General features: G+C 71.0%; 22 protein-coding genes. 10 read left to right on the forward strand and 12 right to left on the reverse strand.

Annotation, left to right across the window (positions count from 1 at the left end):
- The first annotated feature begins 10 nt into the window (after positions 1 to 10).
- The 6 genes from ACSNOG_RS09285 to ACSNOG_RS09310 all read left to right on the forward strand — a co-directional run bounded on the left by ACSNOG_RS09285 (position 11) and on the right by ACSNOG_RS09310 (position 3,011).
- Positions 11 to 676 carry a hypothetical protein gene (locus tag ACSNOG_RS09285; protein ID WP_436752089.1) on the forward strand — a complete coding sequence of 222 codons (666 nt, stop codon included), beginning with the start codon at positions 11 to 13 and terminating at the stop codon, positions 674 to 676.
- Positions 677 to 738: 62 nt separating this feature from the next.
- The gene (locus tag ACSNOG_RS09290; protein WP_436752090.1) at positions 739 to 1,689 is read left to right on the forward strand and encodes a peptidoglycan recognition protein family protein; all 951 of its coding nucleotides are present in this window, start codon (positions 739 to 741) and stop codon (positions 1,687 to 1,689) included.
- A gap of 5 nt (positions 1,690 to 1,694) precedes the next feature.
- On the forward strand, positions 1,695 to 2,063 hold the full coding sequence (locus ACSNOG_RS09295) for a hypothetical protein (protein ID WP_436752091.1): 369 nt from the start codon (positions 1,695 to 1,697) through the stop codon (positions 2,061 to 2,063).
- Complete coding sequence (locus ACSNOG_RS09300) at positions 2,063 to 2,509, forward strand: hypothetical protein (protein WP_436752092.1); 447 nt, start codon at positions 2,063 to 2,065, stop codon at positions 2,507 to 2,509. The genes ACSNOG_RS09295 and ACSNOG_RS09300 overlap by 1 nt, the downstream gene beginning before the upstream one ends.
- A complete protein-coding gene (locus ACSNOG_RS09305; RefSeq protein ID WP_436752093.1) occupies positions 2,506 to 2,865 on the forward strand; it encodes a hypothetical protein in 360 nt (119 codons plus the stop codon). Before ACSNOG_RS09300 ends, ACSNOG_RS09305 begins: the two co-directional genes overlap by 4 nt.
- Positions 2,866 to 2,867: 2 nt before the next feature.
- The gene (locus ACSNOG_RS09310; protein ID WP_436752094.1) at positions 2,868 to 3,011 is read left to right on the forward strand and encodes a hypothetical protein; all 144 of its coding nucleotides are present in this window, start codon (positions 2,868 to 2,870) and stop codon (positions 3,009 to 3,011) included.
- Positions 3,012 to 3,252: 241 nt separating this feature from the next.
- On the opposite strand, the gene ACSNOG_RS09315 is transcribed toward ACSNOG_RS09310, so the two are convergent.
- Entirely contained in the window at positions 3,253 to 3,858 is a 606-nt protein-coding gene (locus ACSNOG_RS09315) for a hypothetical protein (protein ID WP_436752095.1), read from the reverse strand.
- A 179-nt stretch (positions 3,859 to 4,037) separates the two neighbouring features.
- Complete coding sequence (locus ACSNOG_RS09320; RefSeq protein WP_436752096.1) at positions 4,038 to 4,325, reverse strand: sigma-70 family RNA polymerase sigma factor; 288 nt, start codon at positions 4,323 to 4,325, stop codon at positions 4,038 to 4,040.
- A gap of 262 nt (positions 4,326 to 4,587) precedes the next feature.
- On the opposite strand from ACSNOG_RS09320, the gene ACSNOG_RS09325 reads away from it, so the two are divergent.
- The 3 genes from ACSNOG_RS09325 (at position 4,588) to ACSNOG_RS09335 (ending at position 6,342) form a co-directional block, all read left to right on the forward strand.
- Positions 4,588 to 4,839 (forward strand): hypothetical protein, encoded by a 252-nt coding sequence (locus tag ACSNOG_RS09325; RefSeq protein ID WP_436752097.1) that lies wholly within the window; start codon positions 4,588 to 4,590, stop codon positions 4,837 to 4,839.
- Between the two features lie 253 nt (positions 4,840 to 5,092).
- Positions 5,093 to 5,314 (forward strand): hypothetical protein, encoded by a 222-nt coding sequence (locus ACSNOG_RS09330; RefSeq protein ID WP_436752098.1) that lies wholly within the window; start codon positions 5,093 to 5,095, stop codon positions 5,312 to 5,314.
- Positions 5,311 to 6,342: a tyrosine-type recombinase/integrase gene (locus tag ACSNOG_RS09335; RefSeq protein ID WP_436752099.1), complete on the forward strand. Its 1,032-nt coding sequence runs from the start codon at positions 5,311 to 5,313 to the stop codon at positions 6,340 to 6,342. The genes ACSNOG_RS09330 and ACSNOG_RS09335 overlap by 4 nt, the downstream gene beginning before the upstream one ends.
- Before the next feature lie 14 nt (positions 6,343 to 6,356).
- Here the strand turns inward: ACSNOG_RS09335 and ACSNOG_RS09340 are convergent, their stop codons facing one another.
- Together ACSNOG_RS09340 and ACSNOG_RS09345 are read right to left on the reverse strand one after the other, a co-directional pair.
- Entirely contained in the window at positions 6,357 to 6,659 is a 303-nt protein-coding gene (locus ACSNOG_RS09340) for a DUF6233 domain-containing protein (protein WP_436752100.1), read from the reverse strand.
- Positions 6,660 to 6,669: 10 nt separating this feature from the next.
- On the reverse strand, positions 6,670 to 6,903 hold the full coding sequence (locus tag ACSNOG_RS09345; RefSeq protein WP_436752101.1) for a hypothetical protein: 234 nt from the start codon (positions 6,901 to 6,903) through the stop codon (positions 6,670 to 6,672).
- A gap of 146 nt (positions 6,904 to 7,049) precedes the next feature.
- On the opposite strand from ACSNOG_RS09345, the gene ACSNOG_RS09350 reads away from it, so the two are divergent.
- Positions 7,050 to 7,319 carry a hypothetical protein gene (locus ACSNOG_RS09350; protein ID WP_436752102.1) on the forward strand — a complete coding sequence of 90 codons (270 nt, stop codon included), beginning with the start codon at positions 7,050 to 7,052 and terminating at the stop codon, positions 7,317 to 7,319.
- A 363-nt stretch (positions 7,320 to 7,682) separates the two neighbouring features.
- Here the strand turns inward: ACSNOG_RS09350 and ACSNOG_RS09355 are convergent, their stop codons facing one another.
- The 8 genes from ACSNOG_RS09355 to ACSNOG_RS09390 all read right to left on the reverse strand — a co-directional run bounded on the left by ACSNOG_RS09355 (position 7,683) and on the right by ACSNOG_RS09390 (position 21,812).
- On the reverse strand, positions 7,683 to 8,306 hold the full coding sequence (locus ACSNOG_RS09355) for a GntR family transcriptional regulator (RefSeq protein ID WP_436752103.1): 624 nt from the start codon (positions 8,304 to 8,306) through the stop codon (positions 7,683 to 7,685).
- A 418-nt stretch (positions 8,307 to 8,724) separates the two neighbouring features.
- Complete coding sequence (locus tag ACSNOG_RS09360; RefSeq protein WP_436752104.1) at positions 8,725 to 9,828, reverse strand: alpha/beta hydrolase; 1,104 nt, start codon at positions 9,826 to 9,828, stop codon at positions 8,725 to 8,727.
- 188 nt (positions 9,829 to 10,016) lie between these two features.
- Positions 10,017 to 11,336 carry a TolB family protein gene (locus ACSNOG_RS09365; RefSeq protein WP_436752105.1) on the reverse strand — a complete coding sequence of 440 codons (1,320 nt, stop codon included), beginning with the start codon at positions 11,334 to 11,336 and terminating at the stop codon, positions 10,017 to 10,019.
- Positions 11,337 to 11,441: 105 nt separating this feature from the next.
- The gene (locus ACSNOG_RS09370; protein WP_436752106.1) at positions 11,442 to 12,881 is read right to left on the reverse strand and encodes a DUF6519 domain-containing protein; all 1,440 of its coding nucleotides are present in this window, start codon (positions 12,879 to 12,881) and stop codon (positions 11,442 to 11,444) included.
- 45 nt (positions 12,882 to 12,926) lie between these two features.
- Positions 12,927 to 15,176, reverse strand: coding sequence for a hypothetical protein (locus ACSNOG_RS09375; RefSeq protein ID WP_436752107.1), 2,250 nt, complete (start codon positions 15,174 to 15,176; stop codon positions 12,927 to 12,929).
- Positions 15,173 to 18,448, reverse strand: coding sequence for a putative baseplate assembly protein (locus ACSNOG_RS09380; RefSeq protein WP_436752108.1), 3,276 nt, complete (start codon positions 18,446 to 18,448; stop codon positions 15,173 to 15,175). Before ACSNOG_RS09380 ends, ACSNOG_RS09375 begins: the two co-directional genes overlap by 4 nt.
- On the reverse strand, positions 18,445 to 21,453 hold the full coding sequence (locus ACSNOG_RS09385; RefSeq protein WP_436752109.1) for a putative baseplate assembly protein: 3,009 nt from the start codon (positions 21,451 to 21,453) through the stop codon (positions 18,445 to 18,447). The genes ACSNOG_RS09380 and ACSNOG_RS09385 overlap by 4 nt, the downstream gene beginning before the upstream one ends.
- Complete coding sequence (locus tag ACSNOG_RS09390) at positions 21,450 to 21,812, reverse strand: GPW/gp25 family protein (RefSeq protein WP_436752110.1); 363 nt, start codon at positions 21,810 to 21,812, stop codon at positions 21,450 to 21,452. Before ACSNOG_RS09390 ends, ACSNOG_RS09385 begins: the two co-directional genes overlap by 4 nt.
- Between the last annotated feature and the right edge of the window lie 2 nt (positions 21,813 to 21,814).

Below are 21,814 nucleotides of genomic sequence, written 5' to 3' on the forward strand. Positions count from 1 at the left end.
GGAGGCGCCCATGGCTACCGACGACTACGGTCAAGGGATATCGATCGCCTCGCTGACTGAGGCTCCCAACGCGGCATCCTTGGCTTCCAATATCGCTAACGCACTCGCTCAGCGATCAATCATGCGTTTCGCCTCCGCATCGGCACGGGCCGCAACGATTGCCAGTCCCGTGGAGGGAATGGAGTCCTGGCTCCAGGACACCAACTCGCTAGAGGTCTACGACGGCACCGCTTGGAAGGCGGTGCCCTATGGCACGCAGTGGACCACGTACTCCGTGGCCTGGACTGCTACCACGACGAATCCGGCCCTGGGCAACGGGACGCTGGTCGGCCAGTACATGAAGATCGGTACCAAGTGCGAGATCTTTATCAAGCTGGTGATCGGGTCGACCACGAACAAGGGAAGCGGAACGTATAAGTTTTCGCTTCCGTTCACCGCGGCGACGATCACGAACAGCGAACCAGGTTCGCTGAACGCCAGCTTCAGCCGGGCATCCACGCCGAACCATGGACAAGGGGATGTTCTCCTGCAAAATGGCGCCAACACGACTGATCAAGTTTGGTTTCCTAACGCCTCGGTCGTCGGTGACGCCAACGTGTGGACCGACAGCAGCCCGTGGACGCCGGCCAGCACCAACGTCTTCAGGATCTGGGGCACGTACCAGACGGCGACCTGACCAGCATCATCACCACGAACCGCGCCCCGCCGAGGGGCATTTTTCATGCCCTGGAGGCACCCATGGCCTGGTATCCGGGCGCCCAGAAGATGGAGCTGCAGCCCGAGTCCGACGCGCAGCCGGCGATCGTGCCGACGCAGCTGATCCTCCACTCGATCGCCGCCCCGTGGACGCCACAGCGCACCTACGAGTACTGGCGCGACTCGACGAACCTCGAATCGCACTTCGGCCTCGGCTACGACGGCAGCCTCGCCCAGTTCATTGGCACCCAGACCCGAGCCGACGCCAACTATCAGGCAAACAGGCGCCCGGACGGCACCGGCGCCGTCAGCGTCGAGAGCGCCTCGAACATGGACGCGAGCGATCCATGGAGCCCAGCCCAGATCGAGACGCTCATCCAGCTCGGCGTGTGGATGCACCAGCAGCACGGAATCCCCCTGCGGATCTGCCGCACCGCTGCCGACCCCGGCTACGGCTACCACCGGCTGCACGCCGCCTGGGCAACCGACGGAACCGACTGCCCGGGCGACGCCCGCGTGCGCCAGTTCCACGACGTGATCTTCCCTGGCATCGTCGCCCGCGCCAATGGCGAGACCCCCACCCCGCCCAGCACCCCGCAGGAGAACGACGTGCCCTACACCCTCGGCGAGTACACCGGCACCGCCGTCAGCCTGCCACCCAACACCTGGACCACGCTCACGATCGGCCGCCAAGACCTCGTCGCCGGCGCCCAGTCCTACACCGCCGCGGCCTACCTCACGGTCAAGGCCCCGCCCGGCGGCGTGCTGCAGGGACGCTTCTACCACCGCCGGGCCGACGGCTCCCGCTGGGACGGCCCCATCATCGAACGCGTCACCACCGAGGGCTCATCCTTCGTCGACTTCGCTCACGTCGGCTCAATCTCCGCAGGCGAAACCGTCCGCTTCGAGATCACCTACGGCCCCGCCGACGCAGCCGACACGGCCCCCGCCATCATCACTGCCGCCCGCGCCCGCGGCCTTTACTGGAAGTGAGCACCATGAAGATCCTCAACCGGGAGCCGGCCCTGTGGCTGGCCCTCGTCGCCATCATCGTCAAGACCGTCTCGGCATTCTGGATCGACGTCTCCACTGACCAGCAGGCCGTCATCAACGCCGTCGCCGCCGCTCTTGTCGGCCTCATCCTCGCCATCATGGCCCACGACGCCATCGGAGCCGCCGTCCTCGGTCTCGCCCAGGCCATCCTCGCTCTCGCGATCGGCTTCGGCCTCGACTGGAGCAGCGAGAAGCAGGCTGTCGCCATGTCCCTCGTCGCGGCCATCGTCGGCATGTTCGACCGCACCCAGATCACCGCGCCCGCCCCGGCTGCCGCAGTCGCCCGGCGCGCAGGCCCGAGCCGGACCGTCTGATGCGCTCCGCGGCGGCCTGCTGGCTGCGACGCCGCATCGGCCGCCGCGGCACCTTCCTCCTCATCATCGGCGTCGGCAAGGTCTGCTGGGGTGCTGGCTTCATCCTCTCCCCACAGCCCAGCCCTCAGGGCCTGGAACTGCTCACCGACATAGCCCCGCTTCACTGCTGGGCATGGGTCTGGGTTCTAGCGGGGGCCGTCACCGCGAGCTGTGCCTTCGTCAGGGTCGGACGTGACTGGGCTGGCTTCGTGGCCGCCCTGATCCCGCCCGGCCTGTGGGCCATCGCCTACACCGCGGCCCTCGTCAGTGGCGATTTCGCTCGCGGCGGCTTCGTCGCCGCCTGGTACCTGACGTCCCACATCGGCGCCATCCTCTGGGCGGCTTCCGTGCCTGAGTACGAACTCCCACCGCAGCTCTGCAGCCGGGAGAGCGAGGACGATACATGAGCATCTGGGCTGGGGCCGTGGCCATCATCGGGACCCTCGGCATGGTGGTCGCTGGTCTCTTTGCCGCGCGGGCCACTCGGGCGGCAGCGTCCGCCACGGCTCAGGCCACGCAGGCGGCAGCCCAGGCCACAGCCGAGCCCGCGCAGCGGCAGGCGGATCTCGCAACGTTCAAGGCAATCCGGGACGATCTGACCGAAGAACTGCGGGAGCTGAAGGCCGAGACGAGTCGACTGCGGGGTGTCGTGCGTGCTTTCGCAGGCTATGTAGGGGAGCTGACGGCGCTGATGCGGGCGTCGGGTGTCGAGCCGCCGGATCCACCTCCTCTAGTGGACGAGTACAACCGAACTGGAGTGTGACCATGCCCGACGACCAGCCCGCCCCCGTGCCGATGCAACCCCGTACCCCGCCGGCCGCCGACATGGGCACCCTCGAAGACCTCGGCTGGGCCGACCCCCTGCCGGAACCCTCGCCCGAACCGCCGGCCCCGCCGCTCGACGGCTAGGACGCAATGCTGTCAACGGTCGTGTCACACTGGCGCCCAAACCCTTTTGCGGAGTGGGAGAGTCATGAATCCGTTCCTGACCATCCGGGGATGGTTCCAGCAGCCCGACTACCGAGCGGCGGTGACTGGTTCGGTGCTTCCGGCCATGCTTATTCTGGCTGTCGTGGTTGGGCTGCAGTTCGCTAGCTGATCAGAGCAACGTAAGGCCCCGCTGTCCTCCGGGACGGCGGGGCCTACTCGGCTATCCGGCCAGGAGCCGCTTCAGCTCGTCCACCTGCGGACCCGCGTCCTGAGCCGGGATCTTCCAGCGGTGCGCGATGCCCTGACCGTCGGTGTAGACGAGCGTTCCGCCACGCTGCGCCTCGGCGATGTCGAAGGCCCGCGCCCTCCACTTGAACGCCCCCGGCTGGACCGGGCCGCCAGCATCGAACCCGTCCAAGGTCACCATGTCGGCGTTGCCATCCCTGGTGGTGACCGTCTGGCCGTCCGGCGCGATCCACTGCCAGCCGCCGTGCTCGATCGGCGCCGTCTCCGCCGCAGCCACGGCCGTCATCGACTTGTCCTTCACTGTCACCACGACGAACAGGCCGCGGGCCGGCTTGTCGACAATGGCCTTCGTGGCGTACACGACGCTCGTCGGCGTCACCTCGAGACGACCCGTCCCGCCGGAGCCAACAGTCTCCACGCTCTTACCGAGAGGGGCGTCCGCGCTCGGGCTCGACAGCTGGGCCGCGGAGGATGTCGCCGCAGACGGCTTGTCCGCGGACGGTGACGGTGATCCGTCGCCGCTGCACCCGGTGAGCGAGAGTCCGGCGGCGAGCAGAAGAGCAGCGGCAGCGTTGCGCATGGTTCCCCCTTGGAGCAGTTGCGGCGCACCGTACCGCCCGAGACGCCTGAGCCGCAGGGGATGCACGGGAGTTGTCACCCTCACGTGACGTCTGGGCCCCGGCCATGCCTCGACAACCCGTCTGCAGAGCAGGCCGGTTGGGAGAAGTGTGCCCGCGATAAGTTGCCATATCGCAGGCGTTATTTGGGGTGATTGTCCGACTCGCCCTCGGCGCGCTTGCCGGTGGTGCGCCCTTCTGCGATCTGCTGGGCCCGAGCCCGACTGATACCCAGCTCCGTGGCCACCTGAGCGTGACTGTGTCCGCCCTCGCGCATCTCTCGCACAGCTTCGTGCCGGATCGCGCGCAGCCACTTCTGCAGCTCCGGGATGGCCTGGAGTGCGGTGCTCACATCCTTGGCGCGTTGAGTGGCGTCGCCCTGCTCGGCGAGGTGCTTGAGGTTCTCGAAGGGGCTCGGCGGCGTGGTCATGGAGTCAGTGTAGGGGGAGGCTTGACAGATGTAAGGGGTGCCCTTACATTGGACGTGTCGGGGGAACCCGGCGACAACTCCATAGAGAGCAGACCTCCTGCACGTGCTGGCTGTGCAGGCGTAACCATGGGACAGACGAAGCCGAAGAGGGCGCGGAGAGCACCCGCGAGACTGGGTAGACCCCCTCAAGGATCACGTAGCACCCGCCATGGCAGCTCTGCTCTCTGTGGGCCTCAGCCCGCCGAGCCGATGGAGCTGCACCATGGACCGTCACGACCCGCACAGCACCCGCATCGACGCATCCAACGTCGTCATCACCGCCCGCCAAGCGGTTCCGGGGACCGTTGTGGTGGTGGAGGGCTGGGCCAGTTTCGCTCAGGTGACTGTGCGGAACTGGGAGCCCGCCGGCGACGGCTACGCCACCCTGTACGGCACCGACGGTATCGCTCGGGGCAAGTTCCGGCAGGGCGACTACCTGGAGGCCGACCCCAAGTCGCTCCGTGGCGGCCATTAGTGAGCGCCGACTACCCAAATCTCGCCCCGCGCCAGCCAGGCGCCGCCCCTGCCGTCTACGATGCTGCGACGCTCGCCGCCCTGACCGCCATGGAAGAGGCAGCCGAGAAGCACCTCGACGCCATCCGCCCCCACGTGCGGGCCCAGCCGACCACCGGCCCCTTGAGGGCGAGGTCTTCTCTTGCTTCAAACGCCTGACAGGCTCCAACTCGATGGTTGATAATGACAGTTATCCCATACTCCGGAGGAACATCGTGAACCGAGTCTCGCGGGCAGCAGTCGCCTACTGGCGCTTCAACGAACGTGCCTTCAACTCGATCAAGTCCGTCGCACCACAGGACCCGTGGGTGATCGCGGCGTTGATCCCGTTCATGTGGACCGCCGTGTTCGCCCTAGCTGGCTACGGTGATGCGGCCACGGCCGCCGCGATCGTCTGTGTCGCCATCCCCGTGGTCCGCGCGGCGCTTGGGCGATGACCGCTCTCATCCCGCGCCCGTCGGCGGAGTTGTCGACCGACCGGCACGACCCCCGCGACGACTGGCCCGACGAAGCCCGCCAGCTCCGCGACCACCTCGCCGAGATCTACGGAGACCAGGACCCGCTTCCAACCACCGCCGGCGCCTGGCTCGCCCGCCAGAAGAGCAAGCACACCCGCCGCGCCTACGCCCGCAACCTCCTCCGCTGGGAGGCCTACGCCCGCGGCACCGAGATCCACCCCCTTGACGCGAAGCTGCCGCTCGCCGACGCCTACGCCAACCACCTTGCCCGACAGCCCGGCCGCAAAGGCGCGACACTTTCGGAGTCCGCGCGCGCTCAAGCTCTCGCCGCTGCTGGCAGCTTCTACGACTACGCCGTCCGCATCGAGGCCCTCCCCGCGAACCCCTTCGCCCACGTCGACCGGCCCTACATCGACCCCGACCACAGCCCCACCGAGGGCATGACCCCCGAAGAGGTCGAACGGCTCATCGAGACGGCCCGCGACTGGGCACCCCGCTCCTATGCCCTCGTCCTCCTGCTCTACCTGCTCGGCAAACGCATCGACGAGATCCTCGCCCTAAACGCCTCCGACCTGGGCTACGACCGCGGCCACCGCACCCTGCCCGTCCGCCTGAAAGGCGGCAAGCAGAAGAAGGACCCTGTACCGCCGCTCGCGCTCGACGCCCTTGAGCACTACCTCGGTGGCCGTACCGACGGCCCTCTGTTCGTCACCGATTCGGGACGGCGATGGTCCCAGCCCGAAGTCTGGAAGCACCTCCGCGTCCTCGCCCGCGCCGCCGACATCCCCGCCGCGACCAGCATCAAGCCCCACACTCTGCGGCATCAGTTCATCACCGACAACCTCGCCGAGAACGTCCCGCTGGAGCGGGTCCAGGACGCCGTCGGCCACAGTGACCCGCGAACGACGCAGCGGTACAACCGCCGCCGGCGCGCCCTCGACGACCACCCCGCCTACGGGCTCGCCGCACGACTGGCCGCACGCCTCGAATCTGAAGCCTGCGAGTAAGAGAACGTGATCCGCTAGCTGCCCTTAAGGCCCTCGTCAGCGTGACAGCCGTCGCAGACCCGGACGCCGGGCTCGCCCAGGGCCAGGACCGCCTCCTGCCGGCTGAGCCGGGCCCCCTTGGCTAGGTGACAGGAGGTCCGGTGGAGCCAGAGCAGCGGGTGCCCCTTGCCGCTGGGTATCCGCTGCAGCGTCCACCCCTCCTCCTCCGCCTGGGCGCGCTCCTGCCGCTGGATGGCCTCGCGGACCTGCTGGAGCTGCAGCTCCAGATACGTCTCCAGGGTGCGGAGGCGGGGCAGATCCGGCGGCAGGTCGTTCACACGTTCGATTCTACTCGGAGTGGCGGACCATCTTCTTCACCGCCTTCTCGACCTCGAACCGGTTCAGCCCGGCAGCTGCGGCATGATCGGTGATGGCGGCCTGGGCTCGCTCGGCAGCCTCCCGCCAGGCACGCCACTGCGCGTCATAGTCGCCGCCGTCCAGGCCAGCCAGCTTCCCCCTCTCGGCATCCGAGGCGCGCTGCAGATCAAAAAGCTCATTAGGGATATTCAGGGCATCGGGCATGCGAGCGATTCTAAGCCGCCACCACCCACCGGCCCCGCTCGACAGCCGCTATCCCGTGCCACCGAACCTTGACCGTTTGCCACCGGATCTTGACGAACGCGAGTTAGTGTCAGCGAAGGTTGAGTGCTGCAGGTCAAGGAGGCGCGATGTCCGAGCCCATCCCCGACGAGCTGCGCTGCTCTCGCTGCGGTGACCTGCCGGAGCCGCTCCTATGCCTTGGCCACAAACCCGACGGCACGCCTGCCACCGACACACCTGCGGCGATGCTCGCGCTTGAAGCCGAGCTCGGGCTTGCCGATGACGCGCGCCGCCGGGCCTCTGGTGCCGTGCTCACCGATGCCCAGACCGCCGCGATGCTGCGCGCCATGGCCGACGACCCGGAACTAGGCACCGGCAACGGGGAGCGCGGGCGCTAACCAAGCGCAAACTTCGAATACATCGCTCAAGGTTCGGTGGCACAGGACAGCCGCCACCCACTCTGACCGCAGCCGCTCGTACCGCTCCCGCTCCGCGACACCCAGCCGCCGGCCGCGAGCCCCGGCGAGCAGGGAGCGGATCTCGTCATTCACGACAGTGGCAGAGCGCGCGACAGTCATGAGTGCAGGCTACGAGCAGGCACTGACAACGCTGTCCGGCCCGCGAGTTACCCCCGGACGGGGGTGAAAGACGACTATGCCGCGCATATATCTATGCGGTAGTCGCAGGTTCAAGCACTATGGAGAGCAGGCCGACCCTCCATCGGTCGGCTGGCGGCGCGATGATCGCTGCCTGAACGGGGGTTAAGCGTGTCCAGGCGTCAATCGAATCACCCACCGATCCATCGGCAGGATCAGATCAGCTGTCTCCACCGGGCACCCCTGCCCGTCCAGCCGCGTCCGCACGAGCCGGTACGCCAGCGTGTCGACCGGCAATCCGAGAGCCGCCGCCTGCCGCACGTCCACCTCGGCAACCCCTACCTCGACGACTGCGGTCGCGTGCCCAACACGCCTCCCGCGCCGCCAGGTCGTCACGACCATGGCCGAACGGCCGCCCGGGTCCATGCACTCCACGATCTCGCGTCGCAAGCTGGCACCCACTGCAACGCTCAACCGGCCAGCGAGGTCCACCGTGGCGGCCTGCGAGGACCGGTCGAGCACCTCGAACGCGTGAGGCCACTCCGCGTCAGGGTCCGTAAGCGCGCGCATGGGAGGAGGATGCGCCACGTACAGCCTCTGGCGCTGCTCTCCCTCGAGGATCCCGCGGCGTCGCAGCAGCGTCACAGCAAGCCGGATCGTCTGCTCGTGCACGGAGTACTCACTCGCAAGGGTGACGCGCGACGGCAGCTGCGCCCCTGAAGGCCACTCGCCGGACTGGATGCGGCGCACGAGGTCAGCGGCGATGCGACGGTGCAGCGCCTCCGTCATGCCGACCCCTAGATGATCATCCCCATGGAGAGATCAGGCTAGGAATCGCACTCCGAGCTTGATATATCAAGATGTCCCACGGAGCCTCCCCCGCCGACCAGTCCTCACGCCGCTGCGGCCCCGTGACTGCCGGCCCGGATCGCCGTCCCACCTCCCAAGTGGGCGATCCGGGCCGGCGCCGTAGGCGGGGAAAGTGGGAGACGAGTGGGAAATGATCAAGGCAAGTTGCTGCACGAATCTGCACGAGAATGCAGCGCCATGCAGGATTCCGCGCGCAAATGCTCGATCGCTCGTATCTGCGAGAAGGGCTTCCCAGCGGCCCCGCCGGCTACCCATGCATCTTCTGGCCTGCGAGTTCAGCGTTCCGGCTGGCCAGCCCCCTCTCCGCTGACCTCCCGCCCCGCCGGGCATCAGCGCCTCAGGACGTGGGGCCCTGCATGTGCTCGCTGATCCACTGGATGAGGCCGCCGGTCTCCATGTTGGGCACGTAGCTGGCGGCGTTGTGCTCCCCGCCCTGGATGACGTGGTACTTCGTCTTGACCGGCCCCTTGTTGCCGTACTTGCCGACGAAGCGGTCGATCGGCGGCTTGACCGGCTCGCTGGAGCCGACCTGGAAGCCGAGGTAGACGTCCGGGCCCTTCCGGGCGATGAGCCGCTGGGCGAGGACGTCGGAGTTGTTGTCCGCCTTCTCCTTCGCGTGGCCGGCCCACAGGCGGGAGTCGGGGACGATGTCGGGGCCGGAGGCGATGACGGCCTTGAACTTGTCCGGCTTCTGGAGCACGGACTTCAGGCCCGCCGAGGCGCCGGTGGAGGAGCCCATGAAGGCCCACCCGTCGCGGGACTTGATGGTCCGGAAGTTCTCCTTGACCAGCTGCGGGACGTCCTCGGTGAGCCAGGTGCCCATCTTCGGCTCGCCCGGGATGTCACTGCCGTCCCAGTACTGGCCCAGCTTCGGGTCCTTGGGGTCCTTGTCGTGGTTCTCCGGGTTCAGCACGGGCATCGCGACGATGAAGGGCAGGCTCTTGCCCTCTTTCGCCCACTTGGAGATCGAGGCCTGCAGCTTGAGGTCGGAGCCCATCCAGTAGTTGTTGGGGAAGCCGGCACCACCCGGCAGGGCTATCAGCACCGGGAAGCCGCTCTTGGCGTACTTCGGGTCGTCGTACTCCTTGGGGGCCCACACCCAGACCTTGCCCTTGAAGCCGGACTTCTTGCCCTCGTACGTCGTCACGGCGATCTTGGACCCGTCCTCGGGGACCGTGCCGGAGACCTTGAAGCCGGCGTCGGGCCCCAGGGGCATCAGGGCCTTCGAGCCCGGCGCCTGGTCGCCGCCCTTCCCGTCCGGCCCCTTGCCGAAGGAGATCGGGTCCCCCTTGTCCGTGAACGGCGGGATCTCGAAGTACGACATGACCGGCCAGGCGACCAGGCCGAGGGTGACGACGGAGGCCGCGGCAACGACCCGGCGCCTGGTACGGGCCGGACGTCCGCGCCGGGTCCGGTTGGTGGTCGGCTGGCTGTATGACATCGAACGGACCTCACTCCGGTGCCGGGGACCGTGTGCGGCCCTCGTCGTTTCCAGTGGCGCCTGAGGAGATGAGGTCCGTGCTGCGGAGGGTTCCGATTCTCACGGAATGATGACATTTTTACCTGACCATGACGGTCGCGGGAGATGCCTGCTCCGGCTGCCCGCGCCGTCCGGCAGCTCCGCTGCGCTCAGTTCATGTGCCGCACGAAGACGTCCGTGACGCCGTTGGTGTCGCCGGGCACGAGATTCGTGGCACGCGACGCGAAGGCCACCACGTGCCCGCCGAGGGCGAGCGCGGGCGACTCGGCGGACCCGTCGGGGAAGCCGCCGTCCACGGCGACGCTGACCCGGCGCGTCGCCCCGGGCCCCTCGCGCCGCAGGTCGCGCAGGTACAGCGCGGAGCGGCAGCCGGGCTCGGCGGTCGCGCACGCCGAGGTGGCGTAGGCGACGTGCCGCCCGTCGGGGCTGATCCCCGGTGCCCCCGCCGTCCGGTCGAGACGGCCGCCGTCGGGTGCGGTGCTCGCGGTGACCGTCCGCCCCGTGCGCAGGTCGTGCACGAACACCTCCCACAGCGTGACGGGAGTGGGCCGGTCCCCACCGCCCCGGTAGCTCAGGAAGGCGAGACGGCGGCCGTCCGCGCTGAGCGAGGGTTCCCTGATCCACTTGCTGGTCCGCTGCGGGTCACCGGGCAGCCGGTCCACCCTGCGCAGCTCGCCGGTCACGCGGTCCCGCACGTACGCGTCGCTGCGGGCGGAGATCCTCGGCGCGTCCGCACCGAACGCGACGTACCGGCCGTCCGCGCTGAGGGAGACCGAGCCGATCGCCGGTGTGTCCAGGCGCTCCTCCAGCGGCTGGCTGATCACCTCCGTCGTGCCGCGCTCACGGTCGCGCAAGTAGAGCGCGGACCCGCCCAGGTGCGGGTCGTGATGCGGCACGGACGCCACGAAGGCGGCGTAGCGGCCGTCGGCACTGAGGGCGGCGGGGCGGGCATGGAGCCGGGGCGCGCCGTCCACGTCGATGCTGACCGCTTCGGTACGCCCGGTGCGCAGGTCGCGGACGTAGACGTGGGTGCCCGTGGAGGGCCGCTCCCCCGGCGCGAGCGCGGCGTCGCGGGAGGCGAAGGCGGCGTAGCGTCCGCCCGCGCTCAGCGTCGCCCACCAGCTCCCTCCCTCCGCCTGACGCCCGTCGTCGCCCACCCCGGCCCGGACCACGGTGCCGGTGCGCAGATCGCGCACGAAGACGTCGCCGGTGCCGTTGGTGTCGCCGGGCACGAGGTTGGACGCCTCCGAGTCGAAGGCCACGAAGCGGCCGTCGGCGCTGATGGCGGGCGAGTGCGCCGTGTCGTTCGCCTCGGTGCCGTCGGTGGCCGTGCTCACCCGCTCCGTACGGGGAGGGTGGGTGTGCGCCGTCGCCGGTACTGCGGCGGTGAGGGGGACGGTGGTCGTGGTGAGTGCGGTGAGCGCGGTAACGGCTAACAGGGTGCGTCTGATGCGCGCGTTGACGGCCATGCTCGTGCTCCCATCGGATGCGGGGGTGAGTCCGTGCCGGTGGAGGCAGCATGGCGTGTCTGCGCCTTCGGCGGCCATCCGGATGTGAGCCGAAAACGCCGGGGGTTACTGGTCGGGCTGTTCGGGGCCCACCTTGTGCGGGGGCGGCTGCCGGAGAGGTGTACGGAGATCGCTCACCATGTCCTTTCCCCCTCCCTCGCCCTTGATCACCAGTGCCAACGGTGCGTAGTGATAGTCGATACCGTGCGGCTCCTCCTGGCTCCACTCCCCCTGGGCGTCTTTCGGCCACTCCACCCCACCGGTGACCACCCGTGCCGGGATCAGCCAGTAATCACCGGTCCGGTACTTCCGAGGCGGTGCCTTCTCGTCCTTGTCCGTGCCGAAGCGGATCTGGACGCCGTCTTCAAGGTCGATCCAGCTGTCCGGCTCGACGAGGAGCGTGTGTCGGCGCACATGCTGCTGCTCCCGGGCTCCCTCCTGCTCCTTCTCCGGCTTCTCCGGCTGCGGGCGGTGGTCCCAGCGGCGCAGCACGGGGTGCAGAGCCGGGTCAGCACCGAGACCCGGCTGGTGCCGGTCCTGGGAGGGGTCGTCGTGCAGGACGACCTGCCGGGCGGTGTGGTCGACCTCCACGACGCGATACAGGCTGGTGGAGGTCTTGAGGATCTCGTCCGCAGCCGCTCGGCAGACCGTGGCGTCGTCGACGATCTCGACGATGTCCCCCGCCTCCACACCGAGCCGTCCGTCCCGACCGAGGGACTCCAGCTCCAGCGTGGCACCGGCGGCCGATCGGATGGGGAGGACCACCGAGGCGTTCTCCCTCGACCATTTGAAGGTCGCAGTACCCGCCGTGCCGCCCTGATGGATCTCCACCCGGTAGAGCTGGTTCTCCGGACCGCGGAAGCCCGACTCCGGCGGCAGATCACACGGGGCGCTTCCCTCCTCGGGACGCGCGACCTTTGCGGCGAGTCTGCCGCGGGGCTTGGATCGTTCGTCCAGCTTGGCTTTGAGCAGAGTCAGAGGCTTCGTATCGTGGTGGAAGATGCTCTCCTCGGCAGGCATCCAGTCGAGCTGCCAGACGACGCGGGAGCGCGCACTCGTATCGGGGCCGTGCAGGCCCAGGGCAACCTCCCGCAGGGACGGCTCCTCGGCGGCGGTGACCAGCCTTTCCCAGACCCTGAGGTAGACCAGGAACGACGCCGGGAAGTCCGGGGTCCGGTCCGGGTCTGGGGGGCCGTCGGGCTGGTTCTGGTAGTCGACCCCCTTCTCGCACTCGCACAGGATCCCGTCCACGTACATGCGGCCGGACGTCACGGAGAAGGTGCCGTTCTCGAACGCGACCTTGAAGCCCCCGGCCTCATTCCCTGTGATGCCCGCGGGATAGACCGCCGGGCCGAACAGGTCGGTGACGAGGGTGCGCATGTAGTGCATGAGGATGGCGGTCTGCTCGTTGAGGTCCGCGTCGAGCTGGACGCGTCCTTGCTGGGCCAGGACGGCCGAGAACCGCCGGTCCTTGTCGAACGTGACGCGGGAGAAGTCGCCTTGCATGGGTGTTCGGGCTCCCTGGTTGAACCGCGGTGGGGGCAGGTGGGGTCAGGTGGCGAAGAGGAGGGCGGGGTCGCAGCCCGCGGGGGCGTACTCGGCGAGGCGCGTGCGCAAATTGTCCTCTCGCTGCGGCTGGAAGAGGTCGTGCAACGCGCCGGGTTCGGATCCGTCGTCCGCGCCGCGGCGGATCGCGTCCGGGCAGCGGTCGGCGAGCTGGAGGTATCCGGGGGTGCCGTAGCGGGTGCTGGTGAAGCACAGCGGCGTGGCCGCGGCGGTGCCGGAGTGCTCGGGTTCGCAGTGGAAGCGGCGCGGGGTGCGGGATACGGGCGGCAGCCAGCAGAACCGGACGCAGCCGGACGCCCCGTGCACCACGTCGACGTCCCCGTCGAACAGGCAGTTCTCGGCCAGGTCGACGGAGTGGACGTGGACGGTGCCGATGACCGTGGTGCGGTGGGCGGTCAGCACGGCGGGGGCGGGGCGGTCCTCCGGTCCGGTGAGGGCGGCGGAGGTCCGTGCCGTGGCGTCGAGGGCGCTGTCGGAGAGGTGGATCCGCTGGAGCTCGTCGGCCGCCTCGTCGCGGCGGACGACGACGGTCCCGAGCACGCTGTGCTCGACGCGGACGTCGGCGGGGGTGTCGACGAGTTCCAGGCTCGGTTCCTCCGGCTGCCGAGGGCCGCACCGCTCGTCGAGGTCCCAGCCGGGTACGAGGGTGCAGTGGCGGATGAGGAGTTCGCCCACCTCCCCGCGGACCTGGATGCTGCGCCCGGTGACCATCAGGCCGTCGAGGGTGACGGTGGGCGCGGGCCCCTCCCCCGCCCCGGTGCCGGTGATGCGCAGGGCGTCCGGGCGGCTGCCGGACCGGTCGATGAGGCGGAGGACGGGACGCGCGCCGTCGGCGGCCCGCAGGACGAGCCTGTCGCCCCGGTCGAGGCAGACGTCGAGGAGGTCCTGGTGGACGTCGTTGCCGCTGATCTCGATGACGTCGGAGGGCCTCGGCCCGGGGTCCCGGGGCGGGGCGGGCCGGTGCACGATGCGGAAGCGGTGCTGATGCGGTCCTGTCTGCTGCTGCGGCGTCCCGTCCGCGGCACCCTGCTGCCGTTCCGACGCGCCGCGCCACCGGTCGTGGTCGGCGCGCCACTGCTCGACGGCGTCCGTGATGCGGGCGTACTGCTCGCCGGGCCCGACGCGGTAGGGCGGGGTCTCGCCCTCGGGCACCGTCGCGTACGGGCGCGGGTATTCGCCGCCGCCCAGGTCGCTCGCGGCCCCGTGGTGGTAGGTGACCCGGACGCCCTGCTCGGGGGCCTGCCGGGAGGGGAAGGCGATGCGGCCGAGGACGGGGTCGACGGCGACCTTGCCCTCCGGGGTGCGGTAGTCCCAGCCGGACAGGTCGGCGGAGATGATCCGCTCCAGTGCCACCGGCGGCCCGTCCTCGTCGCCCTCCCACACGCAGATGCTCTTGCCGGGCCCGTAGTAGTCGTGGGGGCGCTCGGTCAGGGAGCGCCGGCCGATGGGCGCCGGGACGTTGAGTTCGCCCGCGATGTGGCAGGGCGACGGCTCGGGTACCGGCAGGGTGAACAGCTGGGTGTCGTTGCCCAGCACGCTGAACGTGAAGCGGTACGCGGCCCGGTCCAGGCAGGAGGCGGGAGCCCGGGTCTGGGAGTGGGCCCGCAGCCGCCAGACGTGGAGCCCCAGTCCGGGGAGGTCGTAGCGGCCGGCGCGCCGGGTCCCGCCGGCGCGCGCCACCTCGGCCGTGTGCGCGAGCTCGTCGAAGGGGCCGTCGGCCCGGTTGAGGGGCTCGGTCCGGCGGAGGTCGGCCAACCCTCCGCGGCGCATCCGGCGCGCGGTGTCGTGCTCGTCGGCGGTGAGGCGCCGTACCGGCTGGGTGAGGGCGAGCAGCCGCCGGTGCTCGACGGCCCGGGCGGGCCAGCCGGAGACGTCGGCGGCGAGATCCTCCAGGAGGGCGAGGGTGCCCTTGCGCCGGCGGTTGGCGACGGTGTCGGCGACCTCGCGGCGCGGCACGACGGAGGCGAGGAGACGGTCGCCGCCCTCCCCGGCCTCGGCGACGGCCGCGTCCGCGCCGGGCGGGAGGGTGTAGCCGATGAGCGCTCCGAGGTAGGGGACGGCCCACTCGGCGCAGGTCTCGATGAACCAGTCGTCGTACATGCGCTCGATGTCGGCCTCGACGACGCGGACCTGTTCGGCGATGACGGCCAGCAGCGCGCGCAGCCGGCCGCCGTTGCGCTCGTCCATCCGGCGGTGGACGGCGGGCAGGAGGTCGTAGAGCCGGTCGGGGTTCACTGGATCCTCCGCAGGACGAGCGTTTCGGGCACCGCGGGGTCGAGGACCACGAGCTGGGCGGGGCGCAGCCCGCGCCCGACGATGAGCTTGGTCCCGAGCGTCTTCAGATCGTCGCTGGGAACGGCGCCGGGGTTGAGGGCGACGAGGCGGTCGAGGCTCAGTCCGTAGCGCAGGGCGACGGAGGTGAGGGTGTCCATGTCGAAGATGCGGGCGGGAACGTCCTGGTACCGGGCGCGGAGGGCCGGGACGCAGGGGGCCGGCCGGGTGAGCTGTTCGGCGAGGCCCGTGAGCCCCACCGTGTCGATGTCGTCCGGGATGCCCCCGAAGACGTCCACGTCGACGTGGTCGACGCCGGGAACGGCCTGGGCCGCGGCGATCGCGGTGCTGAGGTGGACGGGCTGCGCGAGATCCGCTCGCGCGAAGCCGAGGGCGTCGTGCAGGGCGCGGCGGACGGCGGGTTCGACGTCGTCCCACCGGTGGTCGGGCAGGACGCGGATCCCCGCCGAGACGACGAGGAGGACCCGCTCGCGCAGGGCCACCACGACCGGCAGCGCGGGGTCCCCGTAGCGGTTGAGGGCGGCTTCGAGGGAGGTGAGGAGCGGCGAGGCGGGCCCGACGGGGATGTCTCCGACGGTCGCGACGGTGACCTGGACGACGCGGCGCCCGATGTCCTGGCAGTACTGGGCGGAGGCCTTGCCGATGCCCGCGTAGGCGCGGGCGAAGTCCTCGTGGTCGCGCAGCGACACGATCCGGTCCAGGGCGCGCAGCCTCAGGGGAACGCGGCTGCGGGTGTCGTCCGGGCCGTCCGCGTCCGTGCCCCCGGTCGCCGGGAGCGGGTTGGTGACGGCACTGACGCCCAGCGGCCTGCTGACGACCTGGTTGACCTGGCCCGTGGGCAGGTTGCCACCGCTGCCCCCGCCGACGCGGTACGTGGCGGTGACGTTCTCCGTCCCGGTGTGCAGCCGCGCGCCGTGGACGCCGTCGCCGAAGGTGACCGCGGCCTCGCCGTCCGGGCCCGTGCGCAGCCGGTATCCGCGGTCGGCGGGGCCGAGTTCGGAGAGGTCGTCCGTCTCGTGCCAGGCGACGCCGCCGACCCGGACGGTCAGCGTGCCGCCGGCGCCGGTGGGCGTCGCCGCCGGCAGCCAGGTCAGGGGCGTGCGGCGCAGCGGGAACGTCTGCCCGGCCTGCGCGGCGTCGCCGCTGCCGATCACTTCCGCCACGCTCTCGCCCACCGTGGCGGGGACGACGTTGCCGTGGATGACGACGGTCTCCCGCCGGTAGCTGTAGGCGAGGTCCGTGGTCAGGACGAGCGTGGTGTGCAGCCGGTCGCCCGGGCGCCGGAGGTCGGTCTGCTGGCGCACTCCGCCGAGCATGACCAGCTCCGTGCCGCGCACGCCGGTGGTGTAGGGGACATCGGTGCGTTCGCCGGAGATGACGAGCCGGCGCCCCGGGGCGAGCCCTTCGTAGGTGTCGTCGAGGGTGATCTCACGGCCCATGACGTCGGAGGTGACGGGGACTTCGGCGGGGGTGAGCGGCTCTCCGGCGGCCCAGATGGTGATGAGTGCGCGCTCGGTGCCTTCGTAGCCCGTGGCGGGCAGCGCCTTCGTCAGGGTGATGCGGGTCACCGTCAAGGCCAGGTTCTCGTCCTTGCGCAAGGCGCACTGGGTCACGGTCTCTACCGTGCGGAGGAGCGGAGAAGCACCCCCCTTCTCCACAACGATCGGCGTACCGGGAAGAATCGCGTCGTAGACGGCGTCGAGGGTGAGCTGCTTCCGGTTGCTGCCGTCCACATTAATGGCGTCCTCGGCCAGCTTCTTGCTGATGGTCGCACCGTAGGGGATGGCCTTGACCCGGAGCCACCGGACTTCCTGGAGATCTTCGACCGGCGTGACGGACGCCGTCCCCATGGCCTGGTAGAGCTGTCCGGCGAGCTGGGGCCGGGTGGCGGCCAGCAGCCTGAGCAGGGCGTCGGAGCCCGTCCCGTACAGGTCGGCGACGGGCGTGGTCAGGTCGCGCCGGTCGGCGGGGGGACGGGACGGGGGCCGTGCGAGGGCGGCGAGGACGGGGGTGAGACCGAGCAGCACTTGGCCCTCGCGCTCGCTGTCGTCGGCCCTCGGTTTCCGCTCCTCGCCCGAGTCGAGGAGCCCGTGACGGGTCCCGCTGCCGCCGTTGCCCCCAGCGGGCGGTTCACCGAGGTGGATCAGGGCGTCCAGTTCCGGGGACTTCGTCGCCCGGGCCGCCGCGATCCGGAGCGCTCTCGCCGCGGCCGCGACCGGATCGAGTAGCTCCACGGTCACCCGGTCGCCCTTCCTACGGGCGACGGCGAGGTGCTCGTCGAGCCGGTTGAGCGGTTCGAAGAGGCCGGCGAAGAAAAGCGACTCCCGTCGGAAGCCGGCCTTTGGGGGGCCGGCTTCACCGGTGCCTGCTTCCCGGATCGGTTCGAGCACCTCCTCCTTGACGCTGTCGTCGGCAGCCCGCCCGGCCATCGCCTCGCTGACGGCCGTGCCCAGGGCCTCGACCGCGTCGGCGTACTCGTCCTCGGGCGTGGCCGACGCGAAGTACACGGTGGTGCGCTGGTTCTCCGGGTCGGCCTTGCTGTCGTGGACGGTGTGGACGACGAAGGGGGTGGTATCGGAGAAGGTGAACAGCATCCGGTCGCCGGGGCGCAGGCCCGCATGGAGACCGGAGAGTTCCAGCGAGCGCATCGTCCGCAGGTGTTCGGGACCGAGCTCGGGCGGTTCGGTGCGGCGGACGGGCAGCTGGTTCCACTCGGCGCGGGCGTGGAGGTCCTCCGACGTCTCGAAGGTCTGGGGGAGGCCGCCCGGCAGGGGCGTGCTCTTGACCTGCGACCCGGCCGGGATGGTGGCGCGGCCGCCGGGGTCGAGGGTGTAGGCGAGGAAGGTGCCGGCGCCCAGCGCGGGCCGCGGGCAGTGGCCGACGAGCCGGCCGAGCCGGGTCAGGGACTCCGGTTCGGTGGCCGTGCCGAGGTAGCCCTCGTTGGTGATGCGCTCCTGATAAAAGGTCAGGATGTCGCCGATGACGGCCCAGGCGTCCAGCAGGGCGATGGACGGGTCGTCGGTCTCGCGGTGGGTGAGACGGGCGAGCTGTTGGTGGTCCTCGCTCGACAGCCGGGCGAGCATGGCGTCCAGGAACTGCCCGTGGGTCCCGGCGCGGCAGGACAGCTCGGGCAGCCCGGGCCGGTTCCGGATCCGTGCCGGACCGGCCGGGCCGGTGGTGGGGCGGCAGCCGCAGCGGCAGGTCGGGCTGCTCATCGTCCTCCTTCGAAGGTGAGGTCCAGCCGGCCGTTCTCCGGCCGGGCGCTGTCGTCGTCGAGCCGGGCGATCTCCAGCGCCCGCATCCGCAGCACCCCGTCGTCCGGGACGGCGGGGCCGGTGCCGTGCAGACGCCGCAGGCGGGTCACTTCGGCGTGCCGCACTCCGGGGACGGCGACGACCGCCGCGATCAGCCGGCTGGCGGGGACCGGGGTGCCGAACGAGAGGGCGTCGGGGTCGAAGAAGCCCCGCCCGCCGCCGGGCAGGGGGCCGGGCCGCAGCGCGCTCAGCACGGCCTGTTTGACGTGCCCGGCGATGTGGTGGGGGTCCACCCGCACGGTCAGGGCGACGTCCAGGGGCACTTGGACGGCCTGCCCGGTGACGACGTCGTGGCCGATGCGGCGGTAGCGGTGCAGGGCCTGCCGGACGCCGTCGAGCAGGGCCCGGGGCACGTCCGCGCTGCCCCGGGCGTCCAGGGCGACGTCGGCCTCGTACCAGCTGCCGTTCCACCGCAGGGCCGCGGCCGCGCGCTGGACGCCCGGCTGCTGCTGGGCCAGGGCGGCGTAGTCGTCGGCGGTGATGGCGCGCAGGAGCCTGCGGAAGGGTTCGCGGGGCGCGGCGCGGCGTACGTCGGCCACGGGTTCGGGGTCGGTGCCGCCGGTGGCGGGCAGGGGGTTGCGGACGCGGACGATGCCGCCGGGCCGGAGGGTGCGGAAGGCGACCCGGTTGACCGCGCCGGGGCCGACGTTCCCCGCGCGGCCGTTGCCGATGCTGTACTCGGCCCGCAGCCTCGTGCCGGGCACCGGCAGGCAGCCCGCCCGCCCGTCGCCGAACCGCAGGGTGACGACGCCCCCGTCGTCGGTCTCGGCCACGACGTGCCGGGTGCGCGGGCCGCAGCCGAGCAGGTCGCGGCCGGGCGTCCAGGGGGCGGAGCCGAAGCCCCAGCCCTGGGTGCGGTTCTTGCCGTGTGCCGGTCGCCCGGCCGGCTCGCCGTGCCCTGGTTTCTTCTCCTCCGCGGGAGGCAGCGGGTGGAGGAGCAGCCGTGGCAGTGCGGCGCGGGGGTCGGTCCGCAGGGCGCGGGCTGCCGGTCCGTGCAGGAGCGGGGAGTCGGGGAGGAGGGCCCGGGCGTCCGGGCCCCAGCTTCCGGTGAGCTCCCCGGTGACGTCCTCTTCCGGCAGGACGTATCCGGAGCGGGCCTGCTGGACGAGCGTGGCCAGGCGCCGGAGCTTGGCGGCCAGGAAGTGGTCGAAGCGGGAGAGGAGGGTGTCGAGGGCACGCCTGCGGTCCTCGTAGAGGCCGACTGCGCGCAGGGTCTCCTCCCCGAAGAGGATCGCCAGTGCGCGGTCGTCGTCGGTAGGGGCGGAGCCCCCGGCCGCGGCGTCGTCCCCGGGATAGCTGCGGGAGCCGGACTCGGCAGCGCTCCCGGCTTCGCCGCCGTAGTCGCTCCCGGTTTCCTTACCGGTGGCTTGCCCGGTCTCCTTACTGGCGTCTTTCCCGGTGTCTTTCCCCGCGGCGTTCGCCGCGTGCAAGAGGTTACGGATCCGGTCGCGCGCACGTTCCGGAAGCAGCGCGAGCTGACGCGCCTGCGCGGTGGCGATGTCGGCCGGCTCGGGAAAGCGGGCGGACCAGGTGATGCCGGTGTCGGGCAGGGCCGGGGCGAAGGGCTTCCCGCCGGCCGCGGGGTCGGGCGCGGTGAACACCGGTGCCTTTGCGCCCGTCCCCCAGGTGTTGTCCAGACCGTGTTCGACGAGTACGGCGTTGCCCCGGGCGACGGCCAGGGGGAGTTTGCATCCGCGGGTGTTGAGGTGGAGGGGGAAGGTCAGGGCGTCCTCGGGGTCCCAGGCGACGTCCAGGACGGGGACCTGTTCGACGGCGTCGATGCGCGGCGTGACGCGGGTGAGGCGGACGGCCTGCCGGTGGGCGGGGTCGGCGTCGGCGCGGGCGCCGGTGGCCGGGCCGCGTTCCTCTTCCAGGACCAGGACGTCGCCGGGGGTGAGGTCCAGGATCCGGCGCGGACGCCCGTCCTCCGTCCCCCCGTCGCGCAGGGTGGCTTCGGTCGCTCCCGCGGGCAGGTGGCACTGCTCGTTGCCCCAGGCCCACAGCTCGATGCGGCTGTGGTGGGCGCGGAGGCGGATCGTGCGGTCCTCCAGGGGCCGGAAACAGACCTGTGCCCGGGCCCGTAGGACATCATCGGCGATCACCGGCCCCGCGTCGGGAAGCTGCCCGGGGGGCACGACGGCGAAGGCGAATTCGGCGGGGTCGGCGTCCATGTCCGTTTCGGTCTCTACGCAGACGAAGGTCCGGGCGGCGCAGCCGTCGTGCATGGGGTAGTCGACCAGGCGGGCGTGCCGGCGGACGGAGGTCCGCAGCCGGGCGGTGTCGAGGTACGCCTCGGCGGCTACGGCGTCCTGCTGGTAGCTGAGCCGGTCGCCGACGTGGGCGAGGATCTCGACCAGGGTGATGCCGAGGTCCGGCACGTGGCGCTCGGTCCAGTCCGGCACGGTCAGGGCGAGCCGGTCCAGGAGCAGGCGCCGGAAGCCGGCGTAGTCCTTGGTCAGGTAGTCGATGGCGGGTGCCGGACGGGCCGGGGGCGAAGGCGGGGGCGGGCCGCCGTCGGGCCGGCAGTCCAGGCCGGTGGGGCAGTGCTGCCGGAAGGCGAACTCGTGCGCGACGTAACGGGGGTCGAAGGCGTCGCCGAGGGCGAGCACGCGGTAGGTGGAGGTGTCGCCGCGCCGGTCGAGGGCGAGGTGCACGTCGGTGGTGGGGTCCCCGTCGGCGCAGCCGTGGAGCGTGGCGGCGACGACCTGGATGCCGGTGACGCGCCGGCCGCCCTCGATGCGGAAGCCGTGCCGGTCGATGCCGGGCGGGACGGCGCCGAACAGCGTGACGGTGAGTCCGCGCTGGTCGGCGTCGACGGTCACCGAGTCGATGCCGGCCAGCCCGGCCCGGCGGACGGAGGCGCGGCGCCGCTCGTCGTCGCAGACCGGCGGGCCCTGGGGGTTCATGCCGCGGTCCCCCCGTCGACGACGATGCTGTGGCGCTGTCCCGTGGCGGTGAGCCGGTAGCTCAGCGAGACGGTGAGGACCGACTCCTCGGCGGTGACGGCGAGGGCCTCGACGGAGAGCAGGTCGCCGAGCCAGCGCTGCAGTGCGGCCTGGGCGGTCAGCTCCACGGTGGCCGCGAGCTCGGGGCCGTTGGGGGCGAAGACCAGGTCGAGCAGCCCGCAGCCGAAGTCGGGGCGGTTGACGCGCTCGCCGGGGGTGGTGAAGAGCACGATCTCGACCATGTCGCGGACGTGGTCGGGGTGGCCGGTCTCCGCGGTGCGGCCGCGCTCGTCGATGCGGTAGGGGAAGTCGATGTCCACGG

The organism is Streptomyces sp. URMC 124 (assembly GCF_051386455.1).
GTDB lineage: Bacteria > Actinomycetota > Actinomycetes > Streptomycetales > Streptomycetaceae > Streptomyces.

Excerpts from the sequence above, each read along its gene's own strand:
- ACSNOG_RS09300 (WP_436752092.1), top strand. The coding sequence starts at position 2,063 with ATGCGCTCCGCGGCGGCCTGCTGGCTGCGACGCCGCATCGGCCGCCGC.
- ACSNOG_RS09350 (WP_436752102.1), top strand. The coding sequence starts at position 7,050 with ATGTCCGAGCCCATCCCCGACGAGCTGCGCTGCTCTCGCTGCGGTGAC.
- ACSNOG_RS09290 (WP_436752090.1), top strand. The coding sequence starts at position 739 with ATGGCCTGGTATCCGGGCGCCCAGAAGATGGAGCTGCAGCCCGAGTCC.
- ACSNOG_RS09335 (WP_436752099.1), top strand. The coding sequence starts at position 5,311 with ATGACCGCTCTCATCCCGCGCCCGTCGGCGGAGTTGTCGACCGACCGG.
- ACSNOG_RS09310 (WP_436752094.1), top strand. The coding sequence starts at position 2,868 with ATGCCCGACGACCAGCCCGCCCCCGTGCCGATGCAACCCCGTACCCCG.
- ACSNOG_RS09385 (WP_436752109.1), bottom strand. The coding sequence starts at position 21,453 with ATGAACCCCCAGGGCCCGCCGGTCTGCGACGACGAGCGGCGCCGCGCC.
- ACSNOG_RS09285 (WP_436752089.1), top strand. The coding sequence starts at position 11 with ATGGCTACCGACGACTACGGTCAAGGGATATCGATCGCCTCGCTGACT.
- ACSNOG_RS09365 (WP_436752105.1), bottom strand. The coding sequence starts at position 11,336 with ATGGCCGTCAACGCGCGCATCAGACGCACCCTGTTAGCCGTTACCGCG.
- ACSNOG_RS09360 (WP_436752104.1), bottom strand. The coding sequence starts at position 9,828 with ATGTCATACAGCCAGCCGACCACCAACCGGACCCGGCGCGGACGTCCG.
- ACSNOG_RS09370 (WP_436752106.1), bottom strand. The coding sequence starts at position 12,881 with ATGCAAGGCGACTTCTCCCGCGTCACGTTCGACAAGGACCGGCGGTTC.
- ACSNOG_RS09320 (WP_436752096.1), bottom strand. The coding sequence starts at position 4,325 with ATGACCACGCCGCCGAGCCCCTTCGAGAACCTCAAGCACCTCGCCGAG.
- ACSNOG_RS09305 (WP_436752093.1), top strand. The coding sequence starts at position 2,506 with ATGAGCATCTGGGCTGGGGCCGTGGCCATCATCGGGACCCTCGGCATG.
- ACSNOG_RS09345 (WP_436752101.1), bottom strand. The coding sequence starts at position 6,903 with ATGCCCGATGCCCTGAATATCCCTAATGAGCTTTTTGATCTGCAGCGC.
- ACSNOG_RS09295 (WP_436752091.1), top strand. The coding sequence starts at position 1,695 with ATGAAGATCCTCAACCGGGAGCCGGCCCTGTGGCTGGCCCTCGTCGCC.
- ACSNOG_RS09325 (WP_436752097.1), top strand. The coding sequence starts at position 4,588 with ATGGACCGTCACGACCCGCACAGCACCCGCATCGACGCATCCAACGTC.
- ACSNOG_RS09380 (WP_436752108.1), bottom strand. The coding sequence starts at position 18,448 with ATGAGCAGCCCGACCTGCCGCTGCGGCTGCCGCCCCACCACCGGCCCG.
- ACSNOG_RS09355 (WP_436752103.1), bottom strand. The coding sequence starts at position 8,306 with ATGACGGAGGCGCTGCACCGTCGCATCGCCGCTGACCTCGTGCGCCGC.
- ACSNOG_RS09315 (WP_436752095.1), bottom strand. The coding sequence starts at position 3,858 with ATGCGCAACGCTGCCGCTGCTCTTCTGCTCGCCGCCGGACTCTCGCTC.